Origin of the sequence: Streptomyces sp. NPDC092952, assembly GCF_044754785.1 — a bacterium.
GTDB lineage: Bacteria > Actinomycetota > Actinomycetes > Streptomycetales > Streptomycetaceae > Streptomyces.
The window spans coordinates 259,887-284,715 of the sequence record NZ_JBIVPT010000009.1 but is presented as its reverse complement, the minus strand read 5'-3'; the positions used below and the strand labels follow the sequence as shown (position 1 = coordinate 284,715).

Annotated in this window: 26 protein-coding genes; 10 read left to right on the top strand and 16 right to left on the bottom strand. The window is 72.6% G+C overall.

What is annotated here, in order from left to right; translation table 11 throughout:
* Positions 1-259: electron transfer flavoprotein subunit beta/FixA family protein (locus ACIQGQ_RS23175; RefSeq protein ID WP_402398524.1), on the bottom strand; the 259-nt coding region annotated here is incomplete at its 3' end.
* 144 nt (positions 260-403) lie between these two features.
* Here ACIQGQ_RS23175 and ACIQGQ_RS23170 point away from each other — a divergent pair.
* The 4 genes from ACIQGQ_RS23170 to ACIQGQ_RS23155 all read left to right on the top strand — a co-directional run bounded on the left by ACIQGQ_RS23170 (position 404) and on the right by ACIQGQ_RS23155 (position 4,428).
* The gene (locus ACIQGQ_RS23170) at positions 404-1,084 is read left to right on the top strand and encodes a TetR family transcriptional regulator (protein ID WP_402398538.1); all 681 of its coding nucleotides are present in this window, start codon (positions 404-406) and stop codon (positions 1,082-1,084) included.
* Between the two features lie 149 nt (positions 1,085-1,233).
* Positions 1,234-1,602 (top strand): Zn-ribbon domain-containing OB-fold protein, encoded by a 369-nt coding sequence (locus ACIQGQ_RS23165; protein ID WP_402398523.1) that lies wholly within the window; start codon positions 1,234-1,236, stop codon positions 1,600-1,602.
* A 129-nt stretch (positions 1,603-1,731) separates the two neighbouring features.
* A complete protein-coding gene (locus ACIQGQ_RS23160) occupies positions 1,732-3,537 on the top strand; it encodes a gamma-glutamyltransferase family protein (RefSeq protein WP_402398522.1) in 1,806 nt (601 codons plus the stop codon).
* Positions 3,538-3,600: 63 nt separating this feature from the next.
* Positions 3,601-4,428, top strand: coding sequence for an inositol monophosphatase family protein (locus tag ACIQGQ_RS23155; RefSeq protein WP_402398521.1), 828 nt, complete (start codon positions 3,601-3,603; stop codon positions 4,426-4,428).
* Positions 4,429-4,438: 10 nt separating this feature from the next.
* Here ACIQGQ_RS23155 and ACIQGQ_RS23150 read toward each other — a convergent pair whose 3' ends face one another.
* Positions 4,439-5,287 (bottom strand): nucleotidyltransferase domain-containing protein, encoded by an 849-nt coding sequence (locus tag ACIQGQ_RS23150; RefSeq protein ID WP_402398520.1) that lies wholly within the window; start codon positions 5,285-5,287, stop codon positions 4,439-4,441.
* 96 nt (positions 5,288-5,383) lie between these two features.
* On the opposite strand from ACIQGQ_RS23150, the gene ACIQGQ_RS23145 reads away from it, so the two are divergent.
* The 4 genes from ACIQGQ_RS23145 (at position 5,384) to ACIQGQ_RS23130 (ending at position 9,512) form a co-directional block, all read left to right on the top strand.
* On the top strand, positions 5,384-6,790 hold the full coding sequence (locus ACIQGQ_RS23145) for a phytoene desaturase family protein (RefSeq protein ID WP_402398537.1): 1,407 nt from the start codon (positions 5,384-5,386) through the stop codon (positions 6,788-6,790).
* Positions 6,791-6,816: 26 nt separating this feature from the next.
* Complete coding sequence (locus ACIQGQ_RS23140; RefSeq protein ID WP_402398519.1) at positions 6,817-7,353, top strand: O-acetyl-ADP-ribose deacetylase; 537 nt, start codon at positions 6,817-6,819, stop codon at positions 7,351-7,353.
* 137 nt (positions 7,354-7,490) lie between these two features.
* Positions 7,491-8,966, top strand: a complete 1,476-nt coding sequence (locus ACIQGQ_RS23135) for an AlkA N-terminal domain-containing protein (RefSeq protein ID WP_402398518.1) — start codon at positions 7,491-7,493, stop codon at positions 8,964-8,966.
* Between the two features lie 21 nt (positions 8,967-8,987).
* Positions 8,988-9,512: a methylated-DNA--[protein]-cysteine S-methyltransferase gene (locus ACIQGQ_RS23130; protein WP_402398517.1), complete on the top strand. Its 525-nt coding sequence runs from the start codon at positions 8,988-8,990 to the stop codon at positions 9,510-9,512.
* Between the two features lie 60 nt (positions 9,513-9,572).
* Here the strand turns inward: ACIQGQ_RS23130 and ACIQGQ_RS23125 are convergent, their stop codons facing one another.
* Positions 9,573-10,160: a TMEM165/GDT1 family protein gene (locus ACIQGQ_RS23125; RefSeq protein ID WP_352279685.1), complete on the bottom strand. Its 588-nt coding sequence runs from the start codon at positions 10,158-10,160 to the stop codon at positions 9,573-9,575.
* Positions 10,161-10,494: 334 nt separating this feature from the next.
* Here ACIQGQ_RS23125 and ACIQGQ_RS23120 point away from each other — a divergent pair, with 334 nt between their 5' ends.
* On the top strand, positions 10,495-10,902 hold the full coding sequence (locus ACIQGQ_RS23120) for a (2Fe-2S) ferredoxin domain-containing protein (RefSeq protein ID WP_402398516.1): 408 nt from the start codon (positions 10,495-10,497) through the stop codon (positions 10,900-10,902).
* 10 nt (positions 10,903-10,912) lie between these two features.
* Here the strand turns inward: ACIQGQ_RS23120 and ACIQGQ_RS23115 are convergent, their stop codons facing one another.
* The 3 genes from ACIQGQ_RS23115 to ACIQGQ_RS23105 form a co-directional block, all read right to left on the bottom strand.
* Complete coding sequence (locus ACIQGQ_RS23115) at positions 10,913-11,653, bottom strand: SIR2 family NAD-dependent protein deacylase (RefSeq protein ID WP_402398515.1); 741 nt, start codon at positions 11,651-11,653, stop codon at positions 10,913-10,915.
* Between the two features lie 66 nt (positions 11,654-11,719).
* The gene (locus ACIQGQ_RS23110; RefSeq protein ID WP_402398514.1) at positions 11,720-12,922 is read right to left on the bottom strand and encodes a hypothetical protein; all 1,203 of its coding nucleotides are present in this window, start codon (positions 12,920-12,922) and stop codon (positions 11,720-11,722) included.
* A gap of 158 nt (positions 12,923-13,080) precedes the next feature.
* Complete coding sequence (locus tag ACIQGQ_RS23105; RefSeq protein ID WP_402398513.1) at positions 13,081-13,611, bottom strand: NUDIX domain-containing protein; 531 nt, start codon at positions 13,609-13,611, stop codon at positions 13,081-13,083.
* Positions 13,612-13,743: 132 nt separating this feature from the next.
* On the opposite strand from ACIQGQ_RS23105, the gene ACIQGQ_RS23100 reads away from it, so the two are divergent.
* Positions 13,744-14,862 carry a glycerate kinase gene (locus ACIQGQ_RS23100; protein ID WP_402398512.1) on the top strand — a complete coding sequence of 373 codons (1,119 nt, stop codon included), beginning with the start codon at positions 13,744-13,746 and terminating at the stop codon, positions 14,860-14,862.
* Positions 14,863-14,908: 46 nt separating this feature from the next.
* Here ACIQGQ_RS23100 and ACIQGQ_RS23095 read toward each other — a convergent pair whose 3' ends face one another.
* From ACIQGQ_RS23095 to ACIQGQ_RS23050, 10 genes are all read right to left on the bottom strand, one after another.
* Entirely contained in the window at positions 14,909-15,397 is a 489-nt protein-coding gene (locus tag ACIQGQ_RS23095) for an SRPBCC family protein (protein WP_402398511.1), read from the bottom strand.
* A 130-nt stretch (positions 15,398-15,527) separates the two neighbouring features.
* Positions 15,528-16,466, bottom strand: a complete 939-nt coding sequence (locus tag ACIQGQ_RS23090) for an MASE1 domain-containing protein (RefSeq protein WP_402398510.1) — start codon at positions 16,464-16,466, stop codon at positions 15,528-15,530.
* Between the two features lie 442 nt (positions 16,467-16,908).
* Complete coding sequence (locus ACIQGQ_RS23085) at positions 16,909-17,739, bottom strand: PP2C family protein-serine/threonine phosphatase (protein WP_402398509.1); 831 nt, start codon at positions 17,737-17,739, stop codon at positions 16,909-16,911.
* Between the two features lie 69 nt (positions 17,740-17,808).
* Positions 17,809-18,207 carry a DUF6221 family protein gene (locus ACIQGQ_RS23080; protein ID WP_402398508.1) on the bottom strand — a complete coding sequence of 133 codons (399 nt, stop codon included), beginning with the start codon at positions 18,205-18,207 and terminating at the stop codon, positions 17,809-17,811.
* Positions 18,208-18,445: 238 nt separating this feature from the next.
* The gene (gene pssA, locus ACIQGQ_RS23075; protein ID WP_366297285.1) at positions 18,446-19,267 is read right to left on the bottom strand and encodes a CDP-diacylglycerol--serine O-phosphatidyltransferase; all 822 of its coding nucleotides are present in this window, start codon (positions 19,265-19,267) and stop codon (positions 18,446-18,448) included.
* A gap of 22 nt (positions 19,268-19,289) precedes the next feature.
* Positions 19,290-19,937, bottom strand: coding sequence for a phosphatidylserine decarboxylase (locus tag ACIQGQ_RS23070; protein WP_352279667.1), 648 nt, complete (start codon positions 19,935-19,937; stop codon positions 19,290-19,292).
* Positions 19,938-20,118: 181 nt separating this feature from the next.
* Positions 20,119-21,324: an acyl-CoA dehydrogenase family protein gene (locus tag ACIQGQ_RS23065; RefSeq protein ID WP_402398507.1), complete on the bottom strand. Its 1,206-nt coding sequence runs from the start codon at positions 21,322-21,324 to the stop codon at positions 20,119-20,121.
* A 2-nt stretch (positions 21,325-21,326) separates the two neighbouring features.
* The gene (locus ACIQGQ_RS23060) at positions 21,327-21,854 is read right to left on the bottom strand and encodes a MaoC family dehydratase (protein ID WP_352279664.1); all 528 of its coding nucleotides are present in this window, start codon (positions 21,852-21,854) and stop codon (positions 21,327-21,329) included.
* Between the two features lie 2 nt (positions 21,855-21,856).
* Positions 21,857-22,819 (bottom strand): CoA ester lyase, encoded by a 963-nt coding sequence (locus tag ACIQGQ_RS23055; protein WP_366297282.1) that lies wholly within the window; start codon positions 22,817-22,819, stop codon positions 21,857-21,859.
* On the bottom strand, positions 22,816-24,828 hold the full coding sequence (locus tag ACIQGQ_RS23050; protein ID WP_402398506.1) for a protein meaA: 2,013 nt from the start codon (positions 24,826-24,828) through the stop codon (positions 22,816-22,818). The genes ACIQGQ_RS23055 and ACIQGQ_RS23050 overlap by 4 nt, the downstream gene beginning before the upstream one ends.
* Position 24,829: the final 1 nt, after the last annotated feature.

Sequence of the window (24,829 nt, the reverse complement as noted above, 5' to 3'; positions counted from 1 at the left end):
CATGCACAGCCCTGTCCGCACCCATCGACAACGCCTTGCGCAACGCGTCCCGCGCATCCTCCGGACCCACCGTCAGCACCGTCACCTCCGCATCGTCCGCCGACTCCGCGATCCGCAACGCCTGCTCCACCGCGTACTCGTCCAGCTCCGACAACAGACCGTCCACATCCTCACGGTCCACCGTCAGATCATCAGCGAAACGCCGGTCACCCGTCGCATCCGGCACATACTTCACACAGACAACGATCCTCAAGCTCACGCCGGCTCTCCTACCTGGTGCGGTTTGTACGGACGACATTATGGCACTCAGTACCCTCTGTAAAGGAACCTGGTGCCAGAATGGGTCTTCCGGTGTTACGTTCCCGGCATGACTGAAGCGCGCAGACCTGCCAAGAAGGCCCCGATGCGGGAAGTGCTCGCCGAAGCGGCCTTCCAGCTCTTCCTGGAGCGCGGCTTCGAGCGGACCACGGTGGACGACATCGTGGCACGGGCGGGGGTAGGCCGCCGGTCGTTCTTCCGGTACTTCCCCTCCAAGGAGGACGCGGTCTTCCCGGACCACGAGCGGTGCCTGGCCGACATGACCGAGTTCCTGGCCGACGCCGGGGGCGCCGACCCGGTGGACGCGGTGAGCGACGCGGCCCGGCTGGTGCTGCGCATGTACGCGGCCAACCCCGAGTTCTCCGTGCAGCGTTACCGCCTCACCCGGGAGGTGCCGGGGCTGCGGACCTACGAACTGTCCGTGGTGCGGCGGTACGAGCAGACGCTCGCCGGCTATCTGCGCGACCGGTACGGCGAGGCGGAGGACGGGGCGCTGCGCGCCGAGGTCGTCGCCGCCTCCGTGGTGGCCGCGCACAACAACGGGCTGCGGACCTGGCTGCGTTCGGGTGGCGAGGGGGACGCGGAGGCCGCCGTCGACCACGCCCTGGGGATGGTGCGCCGGGTGTGGGGGAGCGGGGCGGACGCGGGTGTGTCGGCCGGGGGCGCCGCGCGGCCGCCGGGTGACGGCGAAGTGGTGGTGATGGTCGCCGCGAAGGGGGCCCCGATGTGGCGCGTGGTGCAGCAGATCGAGGCGGCCATCGGGTAGGGGTGAGCCCCCGGGAGCGATGATCTGGCACTGAGTGTCTTTACGTTTCGGCACTCAGTGCCCTATGGTGCGGACGCATCGACGCGCAAGTGCGGCGCGTCCGAGCCGAGCGCAGGGGGTCGACCGTGTCCCAGTCGTCGAATGGCACCGTGGAGGGCACCGCAGGGACGGTGCGGGAGGAAGCCGGCCTGAGCTACCACCGGTGCCGATGGTGCGGCACGGCCTCCTTCCGGAAGCTGCTCTGCCCGGTGTGCGCGTCGAGCGACCTGAAGCCCGAACACAGCGACGGACAGGGCGTCGTCGTACGGTCCGGCGTCGTCCACCGCTACACGGAGGCCGCCCGCAACGAGTCCCTCGTCCGGCTGCCGGAGGGCTTCGTCTTCCGCTGCCGCGTCGTGGGCGCGGCCCCGCACCGGGTGGCGGTCGGCGCCCGGGTGCGCCCCGTCGCCGTCGAGGGACCGGACACCGGCGAAGTGGTCTTCGAACTCTGCGACCCGCCCCGCGAGGACTGGCTCTGACGGAGCACCCCGTCCGACCCGGCACCCCGCGGTGAACTCCCCGGAGGACGGGGCCCGGAAGGGTCGTACGTACGATCCGTTCCACCGCTTCCGTCTCCGCCCCGCACACCGCAGCAAGGAGCCGCCTCCGTGTTCACCACCCGGCCCACCCTCCAGGGCACCTTCGGCATGGTGTCCTCCACCCACTGGCTCGCCTCGCAGTCCGCGATGGCGGTTCTGGAGGACGGCGGCAACGCCTACGACGCGGCCGTCGCCGCCGGATTCGTCCTGCACGTCGTCGAACCCCACCTCAACGGCCCGGCCGGCGAGGCACCGATGATCATCGCGCCGCGCGACGGCGAGGTGCGTGTGGTGTGCGGCCAGGGCCCCGCCCCGGCCGGTGCGACCATCGCCCACTACCGTTCCCTCGGCCTCGACCTGGTCCCCGGCACCGGACCGCTCGCCTCCGCCGTACCGGGCTCCTTCGACGCCTGGATGCTGCTCCTGCGCGACCACGGCACCAAGGGCCTCGCCGAGGTGCTCCGGTACGCGATCGGCTACGCCGAGGACGGCCACGCCCCCGTCGAGCGGGTCGGCCGGACCGTGGAGACCGTCCGCCAACTCTTCGAGACCGAATGGCACTCCTCCGCCGAGGTGTACCTGCCCGGCGGCCACCCGCCCCGGCCCGGCGAGCTGTTCCGCAACCCCCGGCTCGCCGCGACCTGGCGCCGCCTGATCGCCGAGGCGGAGGAGGACGGCGGCTCGGAGCGGACCGCGCAGATCGAGGCCGCCCGCCGGATCTGGCGCGAGGGCTTCGTCGCCGAGGCTCTCGTCCGCCAGGCCGCCCGCCCCACCATGGATACCACCGGCTCCCGCCACACCGGCACCCTCACCGCCGCCGACCTCGCCGGCTGGTCCGCCTCCTACGAGGCGCCCGCCACCTACGACTGGAACGGCTGGACGCTCGCCAAGGCGCCCGGCTGGAGCCAGGGCCCCGCCTTCCTCCAGCAACTCGCCCTGCTCCCCGCCGAACTGCCCCGCTACGGCAGCGCCGACTACGTCCACCTCCTCATCGAGGGCTGCAAGCTCGCGATGGCCGACCGGGAGGCCTGGTACGGCGACGCCGCCGACGTCCCGCTCGACGCGCTGCTCTCCGAGCCGTACAACGCCGAACGCCGCGCCCTGATCACCGGCACGGCCTCGCACGCGCTGCGCCCCGGCCGCCCGGACGGACGCGAACCGGTGCTCGGCGCGCACGTCGGGGCCCTGGTCTCGGGTGCCGCCGGGCCCGCCGCCGACACCGCTCCGGTCCCCGGGGCCGGCGAGCCGACCGTGGCGAAGGACGGGACGACCCGGGGGGACACCTGCCACCTCGACGTGGTGGACCGCTGGGGCAACATGATCTCCACCACCCCCAGCGGCGGCTGGCTCCAGTCCAACCCCGTCGTGCCGGAGCTCGGCTTCCCGCTCGGCACCCGGCTCCAGATGACCTGGCTCGAAGAGGGGCTGCCGAACTCCCTCACCCCCGGCCGCCGCCCCCGTACCACCCTCTCCCCGTCGCTCGCGCTGCGCGACGGGGTCCCCGTACTGGCGTTCGGCACGCCCGGTGGCGACCAGCAGGACCAGTGGCAGGTGCACTTCTTCCTGGCGGTGGCCCTGCGCGCCCAGGTCCGCGGAGGGCTCGACCTCCAGGGCGCCATCGACGCCCCGAACTGGCACAACGACAGCTTCCCAGCCTCCTTCTTCCCGCGCGGGATGCGCCCCGGCAGCGTCACCGTCGAGGGGCACACCGACCCGGAGATCGTCGCGGAGCTGCGCCGCCGGGGCCATGACGTCACCGTCGGCGAGCCCTGGTCGGAGGGGCGGCTGTGCGCCGTGGCCCGGGACCCGGAGACCGGGGTGCTGTCCGCCGCGGCCAACCCGCGCGGCATGCAGGGTTACGCCGTCGGACGCTGAGCGGCCATGCTCCCGCCATGACCGGGTCGTCGGCGCTCCGGCGGGACGTGATTGGCTGGGGGCATGTACGACGCACTCCTCACCGACGGTTCGACCGAGGTCGAGGCGGCGGTCCGCGCAGCGGCCGCCGCCGAGATCATGCCCCGCTTCCGGCAGCTCGCCGAGGACGAGATCATCGAGAAGAACGGCCCGCACGATCTCGTCACCACCGCCGACCGCCTCGCCGAGGAACACCTCACCGCCGCCCTGACCCGGCTGCTGCCCGGCTCGGTCGTCGTCGGTGAGGAGGCGGTGCACGCCGACCCGAAGGTGTACGACGCCCTCGGCGGTGACGCGCCCGTGTGGATCGTCGACCCGATCGACGGCACCCGCCAGTTCGTCCACGGCGAGCCGGGCTTCTGCACCCTGGTCGCCCTCGCCCACCGCGGCGAACTCCTCGCCTCCTGGACGTACGCCGCGGCCCAGGACCGGATGGCCGTCGCCGTACGCGGCGGCGGCGCCACGCTCGACGGCGAGGCGATACGCTCCGGCTCACCCGTCTCCGGCGAGCCGCTGCACGTGGCGTCGTCGCACCCGGACTACACCACCGACGAGCAGAAGCGCGCCCTGCTGGGGCTGCGCACCGACGGGATCGCCGCCCGACCCTGCGGCTCGGCCGGCCTCGAATACCTCGACATTGCCCGGGGGGCGCTGGACGCGGTCGCCTTCACCTGGGAGTACGCCTGGGACCACGCGGCGGGGCTGCTGCTGGTCGCCGAGGCGGGCGGCACGCACACCACGCTCTCCGGCACGCCGTTCCGCATCGCCGGCGGCAACACCCTGCCGTTCACGGCGGCCCGTGACGAGGCGACTGCCGCCCGCGTCCTGGCGGCCCTGCGCACCGGGGCCTGACCGGGGCGCCTCACCCGCCGCAGGCCGCGCGTACCTCCCCGACCAGCTCCGCCGCCAGCTCCACCGCCGCCGGATCCAGCCCCCGCAGCGCCTCGCCGACCCGCTCCGCGTAGCGCGCCGGGGCGTCCGGCAGGGCGGCCGCGGCGGCCGTGGCCCCCTTCTCGTTCAGGCACCACACCCGGTGGTGGGCGTGGAGGGACTGCGCGAGGATCCCGAACGCCCGGGACAGGCACAGGGAGACGTGCAGCGCGTCCCCGCCGGGGGCCGACTTGCGGGCGGCGGCCACCGAGAAGTCCGCCTCCCAGGCCGCCGCGACGAGCGCCGTGCGCAACGGCTCCGGATAGCGCAGGGTCTCCTCCCGGAGCGGTGTCAGCTCCCCGTGCGGATCGGCCAGTACCCGCCCCAGTGCCACCTCGCCCGGATACGCGGGGGACCAGAAGCCGAGCGGATGGCCGGGCTGTACGCCCACCTCGTACCGGCCCTCGCGGCAGTCCGCCCAGACCGCCTCCACCCGGTCCAGATCGCGCAGGATCCAGTCGACCTGGACGCCGTCCACCCGCAGCCAGGCCCCGCCGTCCACCCAGGGCCCCCAGCCGCCCGGCCCGGCGACCTCGACGGGGGAGCCCTGGAAACCGGAGGCCAGCGCGGCGAGCGCGGCCGTGTCGGGGGCGCCGCGGTAGTACACCCCGAGGTCCCAGTCGGAGTCGGGGCGGTGGGCGCCGCGGGCCCGGCTGCCGCCGAGGGCGACGGCCCGGACACCGGGCACGGCGGCGAGTCCGGACGCCATCGCGGCGATGCGGGCGGGCGGGACGGGGGCGGGGGCCGGAGCGGACACGGCGCGGGGATCCGAGGTGTTCATCGGGCGGTGACCCTACCCGCGGCGGGACTGTCGGTGGCGCGGAATATCCTGGCTCTCCTGGCCGTTGGCTGACGAAGGAGTCCGAAGGTGACGTCGATGCTCGATGCCGTCGTCGTGGGGGCGGGGCCCAATGGACTGACCGCCGCGGCCGAACTGGCCCGCAGGGGCTTCTCCGTGGAGGTCTTCGAGGCGGAGGAGACCGTCGGGGGCGGGGCCCGCACCGAGGAGCTGACCCTCCCCGGCTTCCGCCACGACCCCTGTTCCGCCGTCCATCCGCTGGGCATCGGTTCGCCCGCGTTCGACACGATGCCGCTCGCCCGGCACGGCCTGGAGTGGATCCAGCCCGAGCTGGCGCTCGCCCACCCCTTCCCGGACGGCACGGCCGCCGTGCTCACCGGCTCGGTGGGGGAGAGCGCCATGTCCCTGGGCCCGCGTGACGCGGGCGCCTACCGCAGGCTCGTCGCCCCCTACCTCGGCCACTGGGAGACCCTCGCCCAGGACTTCCTGCGCACCCCCTGGGACGGGCTGCCCCGCGACCCCTACCGCTGGGTGCGGTTCGGGCTCGACGCCATCCAGCCCGCCTCGCTCTTCTCCCGCCGCTTCCGCGACGCGAAGGCGCGCGGCCTGTTCGCCGGGCTCGCCGCCCACGCCATCGCCCCCACCAGCGGCATGGCCACCGCCGGGATCGCCCTCCTCTTCGCGCTGGCGGCGCACGAGCGGGGCTGGCCCGTGCCGCGCGGCGGATCGCAGGCCATCTCCGACGCCCTGGCCGGCTACGTAAGGGAACAGGGCGGCACGATCCGCACCGGCACCGAGGTCCGGCGGCTCGACGAGCTGCCGCCCGCCCGCGCCTACGTCTTCGACACCTCGCCGACGGCCCTGGCCCGCATCGCCGGTCTCGGCCACGCCTACCGGGGCTTCCAGTACGGTGCCTCCTGCTTCAAGATCGACTACGCGCTGTCGGGCCCCGTCCCCTGGACCGCCGAGGAGGCCCGCCGGGCCGGAACGGTCCACATCGGGCCCACGGCCGGGGAGATCGATTCCGCGCTGACCGCAGCGGTGCGGGGGCAGGACCCGAGCGTGCCGTTCCTGATCACCGCCCAGCCCAGTCTGGTCGACCCGTCCCGCGCTCCGGAGGGCAAACACGTCTTCTGGGCCTACGGACACGTCCCCTCGGGCTGGGAGGGCGACGCCACCGAGGTCATCGAACGCCAACTGGAGCGCTTCGCCCCCGGCTTCCGCGACCTGGTGCTCGCCCGCGCCGTCGCCGGCCCGCCCGAACTCGCCGCGCGCAACGCCAACTACGTCGGCGGCGACATCGCGTGCGGCGCGTTCGCCGGACTCCAGACCGTGATCCGCCCCAAGCTCGCCCGGGTCCCGTACGCGACGGCCCACCCAGCGGTTTTCCTGTGCTCCTCGGCGACCCCTCCCGGCCCCGGAGTGCACGGCATGTGCGGCCACCATGCGGCGAAGGCGGTCTGGCGCCGTCTGCGGGCGACGTGAGCCCGGGGCACGGCATGATGTCCGTCATGCGCACTTCCCACGGCGTCACCGTCAGGCTGGTCCGCGGCGACCTCACCCGGCAGACCGCCGACGTCATCGTCAACGCGGCCAACTCCTCCCTCCTCGGCGGTGGCGGGGTCGACGGTGCGATCCACCGGCGCGGCGGCCCGGAGATCCTCGCCGCCTGCCGGGAGCTGCGCGCCTCGCACTACGGAAAGGGCCTGCGCACCGGCCAGGCGGTCGCCACCACGGCCGGAGCGCTCGACGCGCGCTGGGTGGTCCACACCGTGGGGCCGGTCTGGAGCAGTGTCGAGGACCGCTCCGCCCTGCTCGCCTCCTGCTACCGCGAGTCCCTGCGGGTGGCGGCGGAGCTGGGGGCGCGCACCGTCGCCTTCCCCGCCATCTCGACCGGCATCTACGGCTGGCCCCTGGACGACGGGGCGCGGATCGCCGTCCGCACGGTGATCGAGGAGGCCGTGCCGCCCGTCGAAGAGGTGCGGTTCGTCCTCTTCGACGACCACGCGTACGTGGAGTTCGAGTCGGCCCTGGCTGCGCAGCGCTGAACGCCCACCGGACCCGGGCCGTGAGCGTACGTCCGGGCCGCTTAGGGTCCACCGGGCATCGGAGAAGTCCTGGCAGCCGGAGGTTGATGTCGGATTCTCGCCAGCCTCCGGGGCCCCGGACGACGGATGCTTGACCCATGTACACCGACACCGAGCGCTGTGTGCGGGCCGTCCGGTCCAAGGACGCCCGCTTCGACGGCTGGTTCTTCACGGCGGTCCTGACCACCCGGATCTACTGCCGTCCCAGCTGTCCGGTCGTGCCGCCCAAGGCCGAGAACATGACCTTCTACCCCAGCGCGGCCGCCTGCCAGCAGGCAGGGTTCCGGGCCTGCAAGCGGTGCCGTCCCGACACCAGCCCCGGGTCCCCCCAGTGGGACGCCCGGGCCGATCTGGTCGCCCGCGCGATGCGGCTGATCCAGGACGGCGTCGTCGACCGGGAGGGCGTCGCCGGACTCGCGGACCGGCTCGGCTACTCCGCCCGCCAGATCGAGCGCCAGCTCCACGCCGAACTGGGCGCCGGACCGCTCGCCCTGGCCCGCGCCCAGCGCGCCCAGACCGCCCGGGTGCTCATCGAGACGACCGGGCTGCCCATGGCGGACGTCGCGTTCGCCGCCGGTTTCTCCTCGGTCCGCACCTTCAACGAGACCGTCCGCGAGGTCTTCGCCCTCACCCCGGGCGAGCTGCGCGACCGCGCCGCCCGGGAGACGAGGCCGCCGGCCGCCCCGGGCGCGATCACGCTGCGCCTGCCGTACCGGGCCCCGCTCAACCCCAGCAACCTCTTCGGCCACCTCGCCGCCACCGCCGTCCCCGGCGTCGAGGAGTGGCGCGACGGCGCCTACCGCCGCACCCTCGGGCTGCGCCACGGGCACGGCACCGTCGCCCTCGCCCCGGGCCCCGGCCACATCGTCTGCCGGCTCCACCTCACCGACCCGCGCGACCTCACCCTCGCGATCAGCCGTTGCCGCCGGCTGCTCGACCTGGACGCCGACCCGGTCGCCGTCGACGAGCAGCTCTCCGCCGACCCGATCCTCGCCCCACTGGTCGGGGCGGCTCCGGGGCGACGGGTGCCGCGTACCGTCGACGGCGCCGAGTTCGCCGTACGCGCCGTCCTCGGCCAGCAGGTGTCGACCGCCGCCGCCCGCACCCACGCGGCCCGCCTGGTCACCGCGCACGGCCACCCCGTCGACGACCCGGAGGGCGGCGGCCTCACCCACCTCTTCCCCGGCCCCGAACAGCTCGCCGGACTCGACCCCGACCAGCTCGCCCTGCCGCGCAGCCGCCGCACCACGCTCACCACCCTGGTGACCGCGCTCGCCGACGGATCACTGCGGCTCGACACCGGAACCGACCGCGAACGGGCCCGCGCCCAGCTGGCCGCCCTGCCCGGCTTCGGCCCCTGGACCGTCGACGTGATCGCCATGCGGGCCCTCGGCGACCCGGACGCCTTCCTCCCCACCGACCTCGGCATCCGGCGCGCGGCCGCGCACCTCGGTCTCCCCGCCACCCCCGCGGCGCTCACCGCCCGTGCCGCCGCCTGGCGCCCGTGGCGGGCGTACGCGGTGCAGTACCTGTGGACCGTCGACGACCACCCCATCAACCACCTGCCCACCTGACCAAGACCGGGAAGCCCAGCCATGACCACGACATCTCCGGACCCGGCGACCCGACGGCACACCGTCGTCGACAGCCCGTACGGCCCGCTCACCCTCGTCGCCGCCGACGGCGTCCTCTGCGGCCTCTACATGACCGCGCAGCGCCACCGCCCGGCCGAGGAGACCTTCGGCGCGCCGGACCCGCGCCCGTTCACCGAGGCGGTCCGCCAGCTCGACGCCTACTTCGCCGGGGAACTGCGCGACTTCGACCTGCCGCTGCGACTGGACGGCACGCCCTTCCAGCGCGAGGTCTGGGCGCTGCTCCAGCACATCCCCTACGGCGAGACCCGCTCGTACGGCGAACTGGCCGAGGAGCTCGGCAAGCCGGGCGCCTCCCGCGCCGTGGGGCTGGCCAACGGCAAGAACCCGGTGGGCATCATCGTCCCCTGCCACCGGGTGGTCGGCGCCTCCGGAAGCCTCACCGGCTACGGCGGCGGGCTCGACCGCAAGCAGCGGCTGCTGGCCTTCGAGAGCGGCGCGGCCGACGACACCCCGGCCCTGTTCTGACACGCGGACGGGCCCGGACCACCCCGTAGGCAGGGGTGGTCCGGGCCCGTCCGTACGGCGTCAGCCGACGAAGATCTCCACCAGGGTCCAGATCGCCAGCCCCAGCATGCAGAGCCCGCCGATCCGCTGGACCGTCTTCAGCGGCACCCGCTTGGCGATGAAGCGCCCGGCGAGCAGCGCCAGCGCCGACACCGACATCAGGGCGGCGGCCGAACCGATCGCGGTGGACCAGGTGCCGTTGCTCGCGGCCAGGTTGGCCGTGGTGATCTGGGTGAGGTCGCCCCACTCGCTGATGAAGACGGCCATGAACGCGGTCGAGTACACCGGCCAGAAGCCGGTCACCGTCTTCGCGCCACCGTCCTCCTCGTCGTCGTCGCCACCACCGGAACGCAGCAGCATGAACGCCCCGAACCCGAAGAGGGCGGCGGAGACGAGCTTGACGGTCCAGTCCGGCAGCAGCCCGATCAGGCTGCCCGCCCCCACCGCGATGGCGACATGGACGATGAACGCGGACGACGTGCCGAACCAGACGTACAGCGGCCGCATGCGGGTGCCCATCGCGAGCGACGCGAACATCGTCTTGTCGGGGAGTTCCGCGAGGAAGATGAGCCCGAAGGCGGTGACGATCGCCAGGGGGTCGAGATGCATTCCGGGTGGCTTTCTCTAGGAGCCGGGCCCCGGGCCTTCGCGAAGCGCCACGGTGGGCATCCGGAGGACCACTCGGCCCGGCATGACGTCGGCGCCCACGGATGCGGGCGTGTCATACCTGACCGAAGGTCTCGCCCGCCCGCGACGATCCACGGGCCCGGCCACCGGGAACCCGGGGGTTCCAGTGTGTCGACGACCGGTTTGCGGGGCTACTCCCCTTCGCAGCCGCCCACTCTACCCCAGCCCCGCCGGTCCGTGGGCGATCGAGTGTTCGAACGACTGCCGGGTAGAGTCCCCGGGTGATCGTCCGCGCCCGCACCGGAGGCCGCCCCGCATGAGCCGCCGCACCCGAGGAACCGTCCCCGACCAGGGGGCTCCCCGGCCCACCGTCAGCGTCTGCCGGGGCTGCTGCTGCGGCACTCCCAAGGTCCCCGGCGTGGACCACGCCGGGCAGCTCGCGGGGTTGCGGCGGTCGCTGGAGGGCGCGGCCCGGGTCCGCGCCGTGGAGTGCCTGGACGCCTGCGAGCAGGCCAACGTGATCGTCGTGCAGCCGTCGGCCGAGGGCCGCCGCGCGGGCGGCCGCCCGGTCTGGCTCGGCCTGGTCAACGACCCGGAAGCGGCCGACGACATCGTCGCCTGGGTCGCCGCCGGTGGCCCGGGAGTGGCCGAACCACCGGAGATCCTCGACCTCTACACGTTCCGCCCCTCGCGCCGCGTGCAGCAGGAGCTCGACCGGAGCTGAGCGCGGCCCCTCACGCTCCGGCCGCGCCGCCCCGAGGGGCCAGCCGCCGCAGCAGCGCGGGCAGCGCCGTACCGATCGGCTCCCGCACGACCTCCTCGGCGAGCGCGTCGTACGGCGTCGGCTCCGCGTTCACCACCACGAGCCGCGCCCCGTGCTCCACCGCGATCCCGGCCAGCGAGGCGGCGGGCTGCACCTGGAGTGTCGTCCCCACCGCGATGAACAGCTCGCAGCCCTTGGCGATCGCCATCGCGTCGCCCAGCACCACCGGATCGAGCCGCTCGCCGAACATGACCGTGGCCGACTTCAGGATGGAGCCGCAGGCCGTGCACGGCGGATCGGCCTCGCCGGCCTCCACCCGGGCCAGCGCCTCCTCCATCGACGACCGGGCGTGGCAGCCGGTGCACACCACCTCGCGCGCCGTCCCGTGCAGTTCCAGGACCTTGCGGGCGGGCAGCCCGGCCAGCTGGTGCAGACCGTCTACGTTCTGGGTGATCACCCGGACCGGGGTGCCGGACCGCTCCAGCTCCACCACCGCGCGGTGCGCCGCGTTCGGCCGGGCGGCCCAGGTCGCGCTGGTCCGGCGCATCTGCCAGGAGCGGCGGCGGATCTCCGGGTCGGCCATGTAGAAGTCGTACGTGACGAGCTTCTCCGCCTCCGGGTCCTTGCGCCAGAGCCCCTGGGGGCCGCGGTAGTCGGGAATGCCGGAGTCCGTGGAGATCCCGGCGCCGCTGAGGATCGCGACAAGCGTCATGCCGCGAGCGTACGCAGCGCCGGGCGGGCTCCGCGAGACGATTTCCCCCGGTGCGGGGGGCGGACGTCAGGGGACGGGGGTGAACGGCGACGGGGTGAGCCCCGTCCAGGTGTTCAGCATGGCGTGGGCGGTCTGCCGGGTGACCCCGCCGTCCTGGACCGTGCCGCTGCGCGCCACGTAGAACCGCCCGTCGTCGAGCGAGACCAGCCCGTACTGCCCGTACTGGCCCGGCGCGGGCCAGCCGTGCGTACCGGTCGCGGGATCGTGCGCGCCCGCGGGCAGCAGCGGCAGCAGCAGGCCGCGCTCCGGTCGCTGCTGTCCGCGCACCGGCCCGCGCACCGGCTTGCGGGCCCCGTCCACGGCGAAGACCGAGTAGTTGGGGAAACCGGGCTTGGTGCCCTTGTAGACCGCCATCAGCCAGTTGCCGCTGTGGCCGTCGTACTCCAGGTTCTGCACGCCGTACGTGGTGTTCCCGGTGTACACGAAGAACTTGCCGCCGACCCGGGCGGGGCCGCTGGTGTGCGGGGCCGACTCGGTCAGCGGGCGCTCGTACTTCCTCCACCGGGAGACGTCGTACTGGAGCAGCACCTGGTGGTCGTTGTCGGTGCGGCCGGTGTTGGCGTACACGCCGTACGCCACGGTCAGCCGCGTCCCGGCGCGCTTGCCGCGCCGGTCGCCGAAGGCCGGGCCGAACGCGACGCCGTCGATGCCGCTGCAGCCGTATCGGTGGTCGGGGGTGGCGCCGGTGTCGCCGTCGAAGACGCCGTCGCCGTTCATGTCGGCGGTGAAGTCCTTCACGACCTCCTTGAGGTAGACGGTCGAGACGACCCCGGTGGACTGGGCGTCCATGTTCATCCGGGTGATGCGGTCGACGTCGAGGATCGCGATGTAGAAGGACTTCGCCTCCTTGTACTCCAGCGAGCCGTAGACCCGGCCGTCCTTCTCGTTGAAGTCCAGGTCGCCGAGGTGCCCGGTGAAGCCGGTGACCGAGCCGACCGGCCGGCCGGCGAGATCCGTCTTGACCAGCAGGTTGGTCATCGAGAAGTACATGAAGCCCTTGCGGCGGTCGATGGCCATGCCCTGGAGATGGCCGGACTGCCAGGCACCGCCGTCGACCGACGACGGCAGGGTGGAGCGGGCGGCGGCCGCGGTGGCCGGTGCCGGTCCGGCCAGCGCCGTCGGCGCGGTGGCGACGACCGCCGCGCAGGCCAGTGCGGCGACGGCCACCGCGGCCGGCCGCCCACCGAGGAGTCCCGAGTGCGTACGCATGATCCCTCCGCTGTCCGTGGAGTTCCGGATGATGCCGGTCGGGCGTGCACGGCGGGCCAAGAGCACATGAACGCACGATTCCGGCAGCCGTCGACCGGACTACCAGGTGACGCCCCGTCAGTACAACGGGGCACAACGGGAATTCGACTCGTATGCGACTATGGAGTGATCCGGGTGCCGTACTCCTCCCCGGGCCGTACCTCCACCGGACGCCCGTCCTCCAGCTCCACCGGCCCCCCGCCGTGACCGAGCACCCCCAGCGCCGCCCGTACCCGCGAGGCGAGCGCACCGAGCAGATAGCGGTCGGTCTCCGCGGGCTCCACCAGCCGCCAGGACAGCAGTTCCTCCTCCTGGAGCCGGATCGCCGCCAGCCGCGCCGCGTCCAGCACCCCGCCGTCGTAGACGTACGCGGCGATCGGCGGACGGTGCGGGCCGCGCGTCCAGTCCACGGCGAGCAGCCGCCCCGGCGGCAGGTCCAGCCCGATCTCCTCCGCCGTCTCGCGCCGCGCGGCCTGCCGGGGGGTCTCGCCCTCGTCGGACTCGATGGTCCCGCCGGGCAGCGCCCAGCCCTTCCGGTAGTTCGGTTCGACGAGCAGCACCCGCCCCCGCTCGTCCCGGAACAGCGTGGCCGCGGCGGCCAGCACCCGGGGGAGTCCGGCGATGTACGCGGCGTAGTCAGAAGTGGTCACGCGGGCAGCGTAACGGCCGGGCGGAACCGGGCGACCATGGCTCTGGGCAGGGGGTATCCCCTGCGGATAGGGTCGGGGCGGCGCGACTGCCTGTTCGAGAGCAAGGGATGCAAGGTGGCGGACGGAGCAGTGATGGAGACCGCACGCGTGCTCGTCGCGGCGGACAAGTTCAAGGGCTCGCTCACGGCCGTGCAGGTCGCGGAGCGGGTGACGGCCGGGCTGCGGCGCGCCGTCCCCGGGGTGCGGGTGGAGACCCTGCCCGTGGCGGACGGCGGCGACGGCACGGTCGCGGCGGCGGTGGCCGCCGGATTCGAGCGCCGCGAGGCGCGGGTGACCGGGCCGCTGGGGGAGCCGGTGACTGCGGCGTACGCGCTGCGCGGGACCACGGCGGTCGTGGAGATGGCCGAGGCCTCGGGCCTCCAGCACCTGCCCGCGGGGGTCTTCGCCCCGCTCACGGCCACCACGTACGGCTCCGGCGAACTGCTCGCCGCCGCGCTCGACGCGGGGGCCCGCACCCTCGTGTTCGGTGTCGGCGGCAGCGCGACCACGGACGGCGGCGCGGGCATGCTCACCGCACTCGGGGCCCGCTTCCTGGACGGTGGCGGCGAGCCGGTCGGCCCCGGCGGCGGCGGGCTGGCCGCCCTGGCGAAGGCGGACCTGTCCGGCCTCGACCCCCGGCTGGCCGAGGTGGACCTGATCCTCGCCAGCGACGTCGACAACCCGCTGACCGGGCCGAAGGGCGCCCCCGAGGTCTACGGCCGGCAGAAGGGCGCGAGCGAGGACGACATCGCGGTCCTCGACGCCGCGCTCGCCCACTACGCCTCCGTTCTCGGCCCGGAACAGGCGCGGCTGCCCGGCGCCGGAGCGGCCGGCGGCATCGGCTACGGGGCGCTGGTCGCCCTCGGCGCCCGCTTCCGCCCCGGCATCGAGGTCATGCTCGACGTCCTCGGCTTCGCCCCGGCGCTGGCCCGGGCCACCCTGGTGATCACCGGGGAGGGCTCGCTCGACGAGCAGACCCTGCACGGCAAGGCACCGGCCGGGGTGGCGGCCGCCGCCCGCGCGGCCGGGGTCACGACCGTGGCGGTCTGCGGCCGGCTCGCCCTGACCCCGGAGGCCCTGACGGCGGCGGGCATCCGGCGGGCGTACGCCCTCGCGGACCTGGAGCCGGACCCGGCCGTCTCCATGGCCCAGGCGGGCCCCCTGCTGGAACGCGCCGCCGAGGCGCTCGCACGCGACTTCCTGCTGCCCTGAGCGGGGATCGCGCGGGGGCCGGGGGGACAGCCCCGGCCCCCGCGCGTCAGCCCTTGGACGGGGACGGATCCCGGTCCTCCCGTTCCTCGTCCGGCCGCCCGCCGCCCAGCAGCTCGGCCAGGCAGTGGAGCTCCGAGGGCAGGTCCCGGCGCCAGGCCATCGTCACGAACGGCGTCAGAATGATCATGCCGCCGTCCAGATGGGGCCGGACCGAGACCGTGACCGTCGTCCCCTCCCCGCCGGGACTCAGCCGGAACTCCAGCTCGGCGTAGTGGCGGCCCAGCGGCGTCCACATGCCCGTACCGCGGAAGGCCAGGTACTCGCCCGGGGTGCTCGCGGTGCACCGCAGCCGGTGCATCCGCCGTCTGCCGGGGAACTTGCAGGTGTACTCGTCGCCCGGTTCGGCGGCGACCGGACCCTCGACCACCCGGTCTATGGTCGAGGACCATTCCGCCAGGTTCCGCGGATCCCGCAGGAACGAGAAGATCTCGTCGGCGGGGCGGGACACATGGACATGCGCAGAAACATGGGGCATGGCTCCACCTCTTACGGCGACCGTACGCCCGTTCAGCGGCCGTCCGGTTGCCCTTGTCGCGGTGCCGTCATCCGTCAGCCTGCTGCGCGTCACCGCTTCGCGCACCCGACACGGGGCCGATGGAGTGAGCTCAGGGCTCCTGCCGGCTCACCTTCCCGGAGAGCTGGTCGCAGAGGCGCTTGATCTCCCGGTACGTGGCGCTCCGCTCCGTGACCACCGCGGCCACCAGCAGCGAGGTGAGCGCGGCGGTGCCGATGAACGCCTGGAGCGTGATCATGTTGGCGAGCAGGCTGTGGTGGGCGAAGGGCCCGGTGCCCCGTCCGGCACCGAGCGCCGCGAGCACCGACACTCCCAGCGCGCAGCACGCGGCACCGCCGCGCTCGAAGCGGAAGGCCGCCCAGACCAGGAACGGGAAGACGAGGAAGAGCAGTGGCGCCCCGACCACCCCGGTGACCAGGACGGTGACGGCCCCGGTCGCCACCGCCAGCACGGCGGCCTCCGCCCACCGGGCCGGTCCGGCATCGAGCGGCAGCCGTACCCTGCGCAGCGCGAGCAGGAACGGCGTCACGACCATGACCCCGATGGCGTCGCCCGTCCACCAGACCGACCAGGTCGGCCAGAACTCCGCGGTGGAGAGCGTCCCCGAGGCGACCAGGGCGCCGACCCCCGTCACGGAGCTGATCAGCATGCCCGCCAGCGCGCCCAGGAAGACGAGCGCCAGCGCGTCCCGCAGCCGGTCCAGCTCGTCGCGGAACCCCGCGCGGCGCAGCAGCAGGACGGAGCAGAGCGGGGCGAGCGTGTTCCCGGCGGCGATCACCAGCACGTACGAGAGCGACGGCCCGATGGTGATGTTCACACAGAGGGCGCCGAGCGCGATCCCGGGCCAGACCCGCAGCCCGAACAGGAGCAGCGCCGCCACCGCGATCCCGGTCGACGGCCAGAGCGCGGTGACCTGCCCGTGCACCAGTTGCTGGAGCAGCCCCAGCCGGGCCGTCGCGTAGTAGCAGGCGGCCACCGCGAGGACCGTCAGGACCGTCACCGTAGGCTGCCGCAACCGCGTCCTGTCCACCCTCCCAGCATCGGGCACCGCGCCGCCGCCCGCCGCCTCAGGCAGCCCCTGGGCCCTGTCGCCGAACTGCCGTCCGCCGTGCGCCGCCCCGGCCCTTCCCCGAGCTCTCGGCTCCGCCCGGGCGAGGGAGGCCCCATTGCCCGCCGCGTTGTCGGAGTCGTCCCCGTAGGCCCAGTGCGGGGACGATCCTCCGTTGTGCGACCGCACGCACCGGACACCGTACGGCCCGGCCTCCGGCCGGACGACGGCACTGTGAGGACAGGGCCTAGGGCGTGTTTCGAAAGTCCCGTCTGCCCGGGGGCCCCCGGCACGCACACTCGCCGCGTTGTCGGGATCACCCCGATACATCCAGTATCGGGGCGACCCTCCGCCTTGCGATCGCACGCACCGGGCACCCCCGGGCCTGCCCTCCGGGCAGACGACGCCACTTTCGAAACACGCCCTAGCGGCCCACCCGCGGCGCCCCGTCGTACCGCACCACGAGCACGGCGGCGTCGTCCTCGTGGCCGGTCAGGTCCGCCACCTCGATCACCTGCCCGGCCAGCGTCTCGGGATCGGCCCCGCGCGCCGCACCGACCAGCTCCGCGACCGCGGCGAGCCCCCGGTCGACCGGGTACGCGGGCCCCTCCACGACCCCGTCGGTCAGCAGCACCAGGTACCCCGGTCCGGGCAGCCGCCGGCGGGTCACCGGATACCGCTGGTCGTCCAGGATGCCCAGCGGCACCCCGCCCGGGTCCAGGAGGACCCCGGACCCGCCGTCGTCGCCGCCCCACACCACCGGCACGTGTCCGGCCCGCGCCACCGAGAACCGGCCGCTGCCCGGGGCGATGCTCAGCAGGCAGCAGGTCGTGAACAGCTCGCCGCCCAGCGAGATCAGCAGGTCGTTGACGCGGGCCAGCACACTGCCGGGGTCGGTGGTGACACTGGCGAGCGCCCGGAGACTGGCCCGTACCTCGCCCATGAGCGCGGCGGCCTCCACCCCGTGCCCCTGCACGTCCCCGATGGCGATCCCCACCGCCCCGTCCCGCAGGGCGAACGCGTCGTAGAAGTCGCCGCCGACGGCCAGACCGTTCTGCGAGGGCGAGTACCGGGCCCCGATCCGCAGCCCCGGGAAGTCCGGCAGCCCGGCGGGGAGCATGTGCCGCTGGAGCTCCAGCCCCAGCTCGGCGCGGGCGCGCTGGTGCCTGATGTCCTCCAGGGCCTGGTCGACGAGGCGCCCGAGGTCCACGAGGAGCTCCTGGGCGGTCTCCGATTCCCTGCGGTGTCGGTGCATGGCGTCCCCGGGCGGTCCGATACGCCCCTTCTGAAACCTTAGGCCCATCCGCCGCCGCCCGTACGGTCGCTACTGGATGAACCGGGGCAGCCACCGGGCCCGGTACCCGGGGTGGGCGGCGTGCTCCGCGGCCAGCTGCCGCACGGCGAACCCCAGCCCCACCGCCCGGCCGGACCGGAACTCCGCCTCGGGCCGGTCGGTGTCCAGGTCCGCCACCTCGGCGTACTCGTTCAGAAGGACCCGGCTCGTCTCGATCCGGCGCAGGGTGCGCGCCGGGTCCTGGAGCGCGATGTGCTGGTCGAAGCCGAGCGTGCGCAGGGTGAACGCGATCGACCCCGAGCGGTCGTGGATCTCGCCGGGCACCCCGGCCGGGCACCGCCAGCTGTCGCCGCCCGCCTCCAGCGCGAGGCGCTCCTCCTCGGCGAGGCGCGCCCGGACGAACTCGATCATGTCGGCGTTCTCTGTCATCGGGGTCCGCGTCCTTCGTGATCATGGCCTGGCTTCCAGGAACCGCGCCCCATGGCTCCGCTCCGCGGATGCCCGTGGCCCGTGTCCGCCGGACACGGCCCGGAAGCCCCCGTTCCCCAGGGGCCAACATACTGTGCCCGCGCCGTCGCGCGGGGGCGCCCGCGCGGGACCGCAGCACAAGAGAAGGACCCGGGTGCTGGGGAGCACCCGGGTCCTTCTCGTCACGTTCCGTGCAGCGTTACGGCAGCTGCGCCGTGCGCGCCTCGCGGCGGTTGTCGCGGAAGGTGTTCACCCGCCGGGCCGTCGCGAAGAGCGGGATGACCGCGCCCAGGACCACCTGGAGCGCGCAGCCGGTCTGCAGGAGCAGCTGCCCGCCGGGGGCGTCCAGCGCCCATGCGGCCAGCAGCCCCATCGCGGAGACGATCCAGCTGAGCATCGCCACCGCGAGCACACCCCGCGGCTTCGGGTACTCGACCCTGCTGACCATCAGCCACGCCACCCCGATGATCGCGAGGAGCGTCGGCACGAAGGGCAGCTCCAGGAGCACGATCGAGACGACCGTGAGCGCTCCGAAGGGGCTCGGCATGCCCTGGAACATGCCGTCCTTCATGGTCACGCAGGAGAATCTGGCAAGTCTGAGCACCACCGCCAGCAGCACCACGACCGCCGCGAGCGCCGACACCCGCTGGTGTGCGTCGTCCGCGACCATGCCGTAGACCAGGACGAAGTACGCCGGGGCGAGCCCGAAGCTGATCAGGTCCGAGAGGTTGTCCAGCTCGGCCCCCATCGGCGAGGAGCGGAGCTTGCGCGCCACGAGCCCGTCGAAGAGGTCGAAGACCGCGGCCAGGAGCATGAGGATCACGGCGGTGGCCGCAGAGTGCCGCGCCATGCCGCTCTCGTCGCTGCCCGTCAGGTGCGGGATGAGGATTCCGGTGGTGGTGAAGTACACCGCCATGAATCCGCAGGTCGCGTTGCCGAGCGTCAGGGTGTCCGCTATCGACAGCCGCAGAGAGAGCGGCATGTCCTCGCCGGCGTCCTCCTCGGACTCCGACTCCGGCACCCAGCCGGCCTTTGTATCAGGATCAATCACGGTCAATTCGAGTCACCCCCGCGGTGGTGGCCTGGCCGACCTCGACCGCGACCTCGACACCTTCCGGAAGGTAGATGTCGACCCGCGAGCCGAAGCGGATCAGGCCGATGCGCTCGCCCTGCTCCACCTTCGTGCCCTGCGGGATGTACGGGACGATGCGACGGGCGACCGCACCGGCGATCTGCACCATCTCGATGTCGCCGAGCTCGGTGTCGAAGTGCCAGACGACGCGCTCGTTGTTCTCGCTCTCCTTGTTGAACGCCGGAACGAAACCGCCGGGGACGTGCTCGACGGACGTCACCGTGCCGGCCAGCGGCGCACGGTTGACGTGGACGTTCAGCGGGCTCATGAAGATCGCGACACGGGTGCGTCCGTCCTTCCACGGCATGATGCTCTGCACCACGCCGTCGGCCGGGGAGATGACCCGGCCCTGGGCGATCTCGCGCTCGGGGTCGCGGAAGAACCACAGCATGCCCGCCGCGAGCGCGGTGGTGGGCACGGCCACCGCGGCCCAGCGTCCGGACTTGCGCGCCCGGGAGAGGCTGAGCGCCGCGGTGGCGACGGTCGGGAGGAGCCACGGCGAAGCTCCGCGCGCAAGGCGGACCCCGCCGCGTGGTGCAGAGGTTTGGCTGTCGGGCATGGATGACCTTCGTAGCGGATGAGGCCGCGCTGGCAACGGGGGACGGCGGCTTTTCCGGCGATGTTATCGGTTGCGAGCAACAACTGGGCAAGCCAGCAGCCGAGTCGGACGGGGGGCAGGCACCGGCCGAGGGTGACAGGGTGTGATCTTCTTCGCGGTCAAATCGCCCGCAAGGGGACAATCACCCCTGGAACCGGTACTCCTCAAGGAGTCGGCGCCCAATGATCATTTTCTGGATCTCGGCGGTACCTTCGCCGATGAGCAGCATCGGTGCCTCCCGGTAGAGGCGCTCGATCTCGTACTCCTTGGAGAAGCCGTAGCCGCCGTGGATACGGAAGGCGTCCTCGACGACTTCCTTGCAGTATTCGGAGGCGAGGTACTTCGCCATCCCTGCCTCCAGGTCGTTTCGTTCGCCGGAGTCCTTTTTGCGGGCTGCATTTACCATCATCGCATGGGCGGCTTCCACCTTGGTGGCCATTTCGGCCAGCTTGAACTGGATGGCCTGGTGCTGCGCGATCGGCTTTCCGAAGGTCTGGCGCTGCTGCGCGTATGAAACGCCCAGCTCGAACGCACGCTGCGCGACTCCGCAGCCACGGGCGGCCACATTTACCCGGCCGACCTCGACGCCGTCCATCATCTGGTAAAAACCCCGACCGGTGGTGCCCCCCAGCACTCGATTGGCTGGAATTCGTAGTCCATCCATGATGAGCTCGGTCGTGTCGACGCCCTTGTAGCCCATTTTGTCGATCTTGCCGGGAATGGTGAGTCCGGGCCGGACCTCTCCGAAGCCGGGTTCCTTCTCGACCAGGAACGTGGTCATCGACTTGTGCGGGGCGGTGCCCTCGGGGTGGCCTTCGTCACTCCGGCACAACACGGCCACCAGCGAGGAGGTGCCGCCGTTGGTCAGCCACATCTTCTGGCCGTTCAGCACGTACGCGTCGCCGTCCCGGACCGCCCGGGAGCTGATCGCCGAGACGTCCGAGCCCAGCGCCGGCTCGGACATCGAGAACGCGCCCCGGACCTCGCCCAGCGCCATCCGGGGCAGGAAGGTGTCCTTCTGCTCCTGGGTGCCGTGCTGCTTGAGCATGTACGCCACGATGAAGTGCGTGTTGATGATCCCCGACACGCTCATCCAGCCGCGGGCGATCTCCTCCACGCACAGCGCGTATGTGAGGAGCGACTCACCCAGCCCTCCGTACTCCTCGGGGATCATCAGCCCGAACAGGCCGAGCTCCTTGAGTCCCTCGACGATCTCGGTCGGATACTCGTCGCGGTGCTCCAGCCCGGTCGCGACCGGAATGATCTCCTTGTCGACGAAATCCCGGACCGTGGCGAGGATTTCCCGCTGGACATCGGTGAGGCCGGCGGTCTGGGCGAGTCGCGTCATGGCTACTTCTCCACGTTCTTCTGCGAAGGCTGCTTCAGCTCGGGGCGGCCGGGCTGCTCCCCGCCGCGCTCCTTGATGTACGTCTCGGTGGGGACCATCACCTTGCGGCGGAACACGCAGACCAGGGTCCCGTCCTGCTTGTATCCGCGGGTCTCGACGTGGACGATTCCGCGGTCGCTCCTGGATTTTGACGGAATCTTGTCGAGCACGGTGGTTTCGCCGTAGATCGTGTCCCCGTGGAAGGTCGGTGCGACGTGCTTCAGCGACTCGACCTCCAGATTCGCGATCGCCTTTCCGGAGACGTCCGGTACGGACATGCCGAGCAGCAGCGAGTAGACGTAGTTGCCGACGACGACGTTCTTTCCGAAATCGGTCGTCCGTTCCGCATAGTTGCTGTCCATGTGCAGCGGGTGATGATTCATGGTCAGCAGGCAGAAAAGGTGGTCGTCGTACTCGGTGACCGTTTTTCCGGGCCAGTGCTTGTAGAGGGCACCGACCTCGAACTCCTCGTATGTGCGGCCGAACTGCATGGTCAGGCCTCCGGGGCTTCGAACTTGGAGGTGCGCTGCATACCGGCGGCGCGTCCCTTGCCCGCGACGACCAGGGCCATCTTGCGGCTGGCCTCGTCGATCATCTCGTCGCCGAGCATCGCCGAGCCCTTCTTGCCGCCCTCCTCGGAGGTGCACCACTCGTACGCGTCGAGGATCAGCTCGGCGTGGTCGTAGTCCTCCTGCGAGGGCGAGAACACCTCGTTGGCCGCCTCGACCTGGCCGGGGTGCAGCACCCACTTGCCGTCGAAGCCGAGGGCCGCCGCGCGCCCGGCGACCTCGCGGTACGCGTCCACGTCCCGGATCTGGAGGAAGGGGCCGTCGATCGCCTGGAGGTCGTGCGTGCGGGCCGCCATCAGAATGCGCATCAGGATGTAGTGGTACGCGTCGGCGCCGTAGCCGGGCGGCTGCTGACCGACGACCAGGGTCTTCATGTTGATCGAGGCCATGAAGTCGGCCGGGCCGAAGATCAGCGTCTCCAGCCGGGGCGAGGCGGCCGCGATGTCGTCGATGTTCACCAGGCCCTTGGCGTTCTCGATCTGCGCCTCGATGCCGATCCGCCCGACCTCGAAGCCCATCGTCTTCTCGATCTGGGTCAGCAGCAGGTCGAGGGCGACCACCTGCTGGGCGTCCTGGACCTTCGGCAGCATGATGCAGTCGAGGTTCTGGCCGGCGCCCTCGACGACGGTGATGACGTCGCGGTACGTCCAGTGCGTGGTCCAGTCGTTGACGCGGACGACCCGGGTCTTGCCCGTCCAGTCGCCGTTGTTCAGCGCGTCCACGATGGTGTGCCGGGCGCCCTCCTTGGCGAGCGGGGCGCAGGCGTCCTCCAGGTCGAGGAAGACCTGGTCGGCGGGGAGGCCCTGGGCCTTCTCCAGGAACCGCGGGTTCGAGCCGGGCACGGCCAGGCACGAGCGGCGCGGACGCAGGCGGTTGACGGCAGTCATGCGGGGACCTCCAGAGGGTCGAGCTTGTTCGCTTTCCGGATCTCGTCGACGATACGGCCGATGATCTCCGTGATACCGAAGTCCTTCGGGGTGAATACGGCGGCGACACCGGCCCCGACCAGGGCCGCGGCGTCGGCGGGCGGAATGATCCCGCCCGCGATGACCGGGATCTCGGCGGCACCGGCCACCCGCAGCCGGCCGAGCACGTCCGGTACGAGTTCGGCGTGCGAGCCGGAGAGGATCGACAGCCCGACGCAGTGCACGTCCTCGGCGAGGGCGGCCGAGACGATCTGCTCGGGGGTCAGCCTGATCCCCTGGTAGACGACCTCGAACCCGGCGTCGCGGGCCCGTACGGCGATCTGTTCGGCGCCATTGGAGTGCCCGTCCAGGCCCGGCTTGCCGACCAGCAGCCGCAGCCGTCCCACGCCGAGGTCGGCCGCGGTGCGGGCGGCCCTCTCGCGGACCAGCGCCAGCGGGGAGCCCGCCTCGGCGGTCACCGCGACCGGGGCGGACGAGACGCCCGTCGGGGCCCGGAACTCGCCGAAGACGTCGCGCAGCGCCCAGGACCACTCGCCGGTGGTGACACCCGCGCGGGCGCACTCCACGGTCGCTTCCATCATGTTCTCGGTGCCCGCGGCGGCCTTCTTCAGCGCGGCGAGCGCCTCGGTGGCACGGGCCTCGTCACGGTCGTCGCGCCACGCGTGCAGGGCGGCGACCACCGTGGCCTCGTTGGCCGGGTCGACCGTCATGATCGCCCCGTCGAGGTCCGCGGTGAGCGGGTTCGGCTCGGTCGTCTCGTAGATGTTGACGCCGACGATCCGCTCCTCGCCCGCCTCGATCCGGGCCCGCCGGGCGGCGTGCGAGGCGACCAGCTCGGACTTCAGGTAGCCCGACTCGACGGCGGCCATGGCGCCGCCCATCTCCTGGATCCGGTCGATCTCGGCGAGCGAGAGGGTGACCAGCTTGTCCACCGCGGCCTCGATCACGTGCGAGCCCGCGAAGATGTCCTCGTACTCCAGCAGGTCGCTCTCGTGCGCGAGCACCTGCTGGATGCGGAGCGACCACTGCTGGTCCCAGGGGCGGGGCAGGCCCAGCGCCTCGTTCCAGGCGGGCAGCTGGACGGCGCGGGCGCGGGCGTCCTTGGAGAGGGTGACGGCCAGCATCTCCAGGACGATCCGCTGGACGTTGTTCTCCGGCTGGGCTTCGGTCAGCCCGAGCGAGTTGACCTGGACGCCGTAGCGGAAGCGGCGCTGCTTGGCGTCGGTGATGCCGTACCGCTCGTGGGTGATCCGGTCCCAGATGCGGCCGAAGGCGCGCATCTTGCACATCTCCTCGATGAAGCGGACGCCCGCGTTGACGAAGAACGAGATCCGCGCGACCACGTCGCCGAACCGCTCCGCGGGCACCTGGCCGGAGTCGCGCACGGCGTCCAGCACCGCGATCGCGGTCGACATGGCGTACGCGATCTCCTGGACCGGGGTGGCCCCCGCCTCCTGGAGGTGGTAGCTGCAGATGTTGATCGGGTTCCACTTCGGGATGCGGCCGACCGTGTAGGCGATCATGTCGGTGGTCAGCCGCAGCGAGGGGCCGGGCGGGAAGACGTGCGTCCCGCGCGAGAGGTACTCCTTGACGATGTCGTTCTGGGTGGTGCCCTGGAGCTTCGTGGGGTCGGCACCCTGCTCCTCGGCGACCACCTGGTAGAGCGCCAGCAGCCACATCGCGGTGGCGTTGATGGTCATCGAGGTGTTCATCCGTTCCAGGGGGATGTCCTGGAACAGCTTCCGCATGTCGCCGAGGTGGGAGACCGGCACACCGACCCGGCCGACCTCGCCGCGGGCGAGGACGTGGTCGGGGTCGTAGCCGGTCTGCGTCGGCAGGTCGAAGGCGACGGACAGGCCCGTCTGGCCCTTGGCGAGGTTGTGCCGGTAGAGCTCGTTGGACGCCTCGGCGGTCGAGTGGCCGGCGTACGTCCGCATGAGCCACGGGCGGTCCTTCTGACGCCCGCCCATG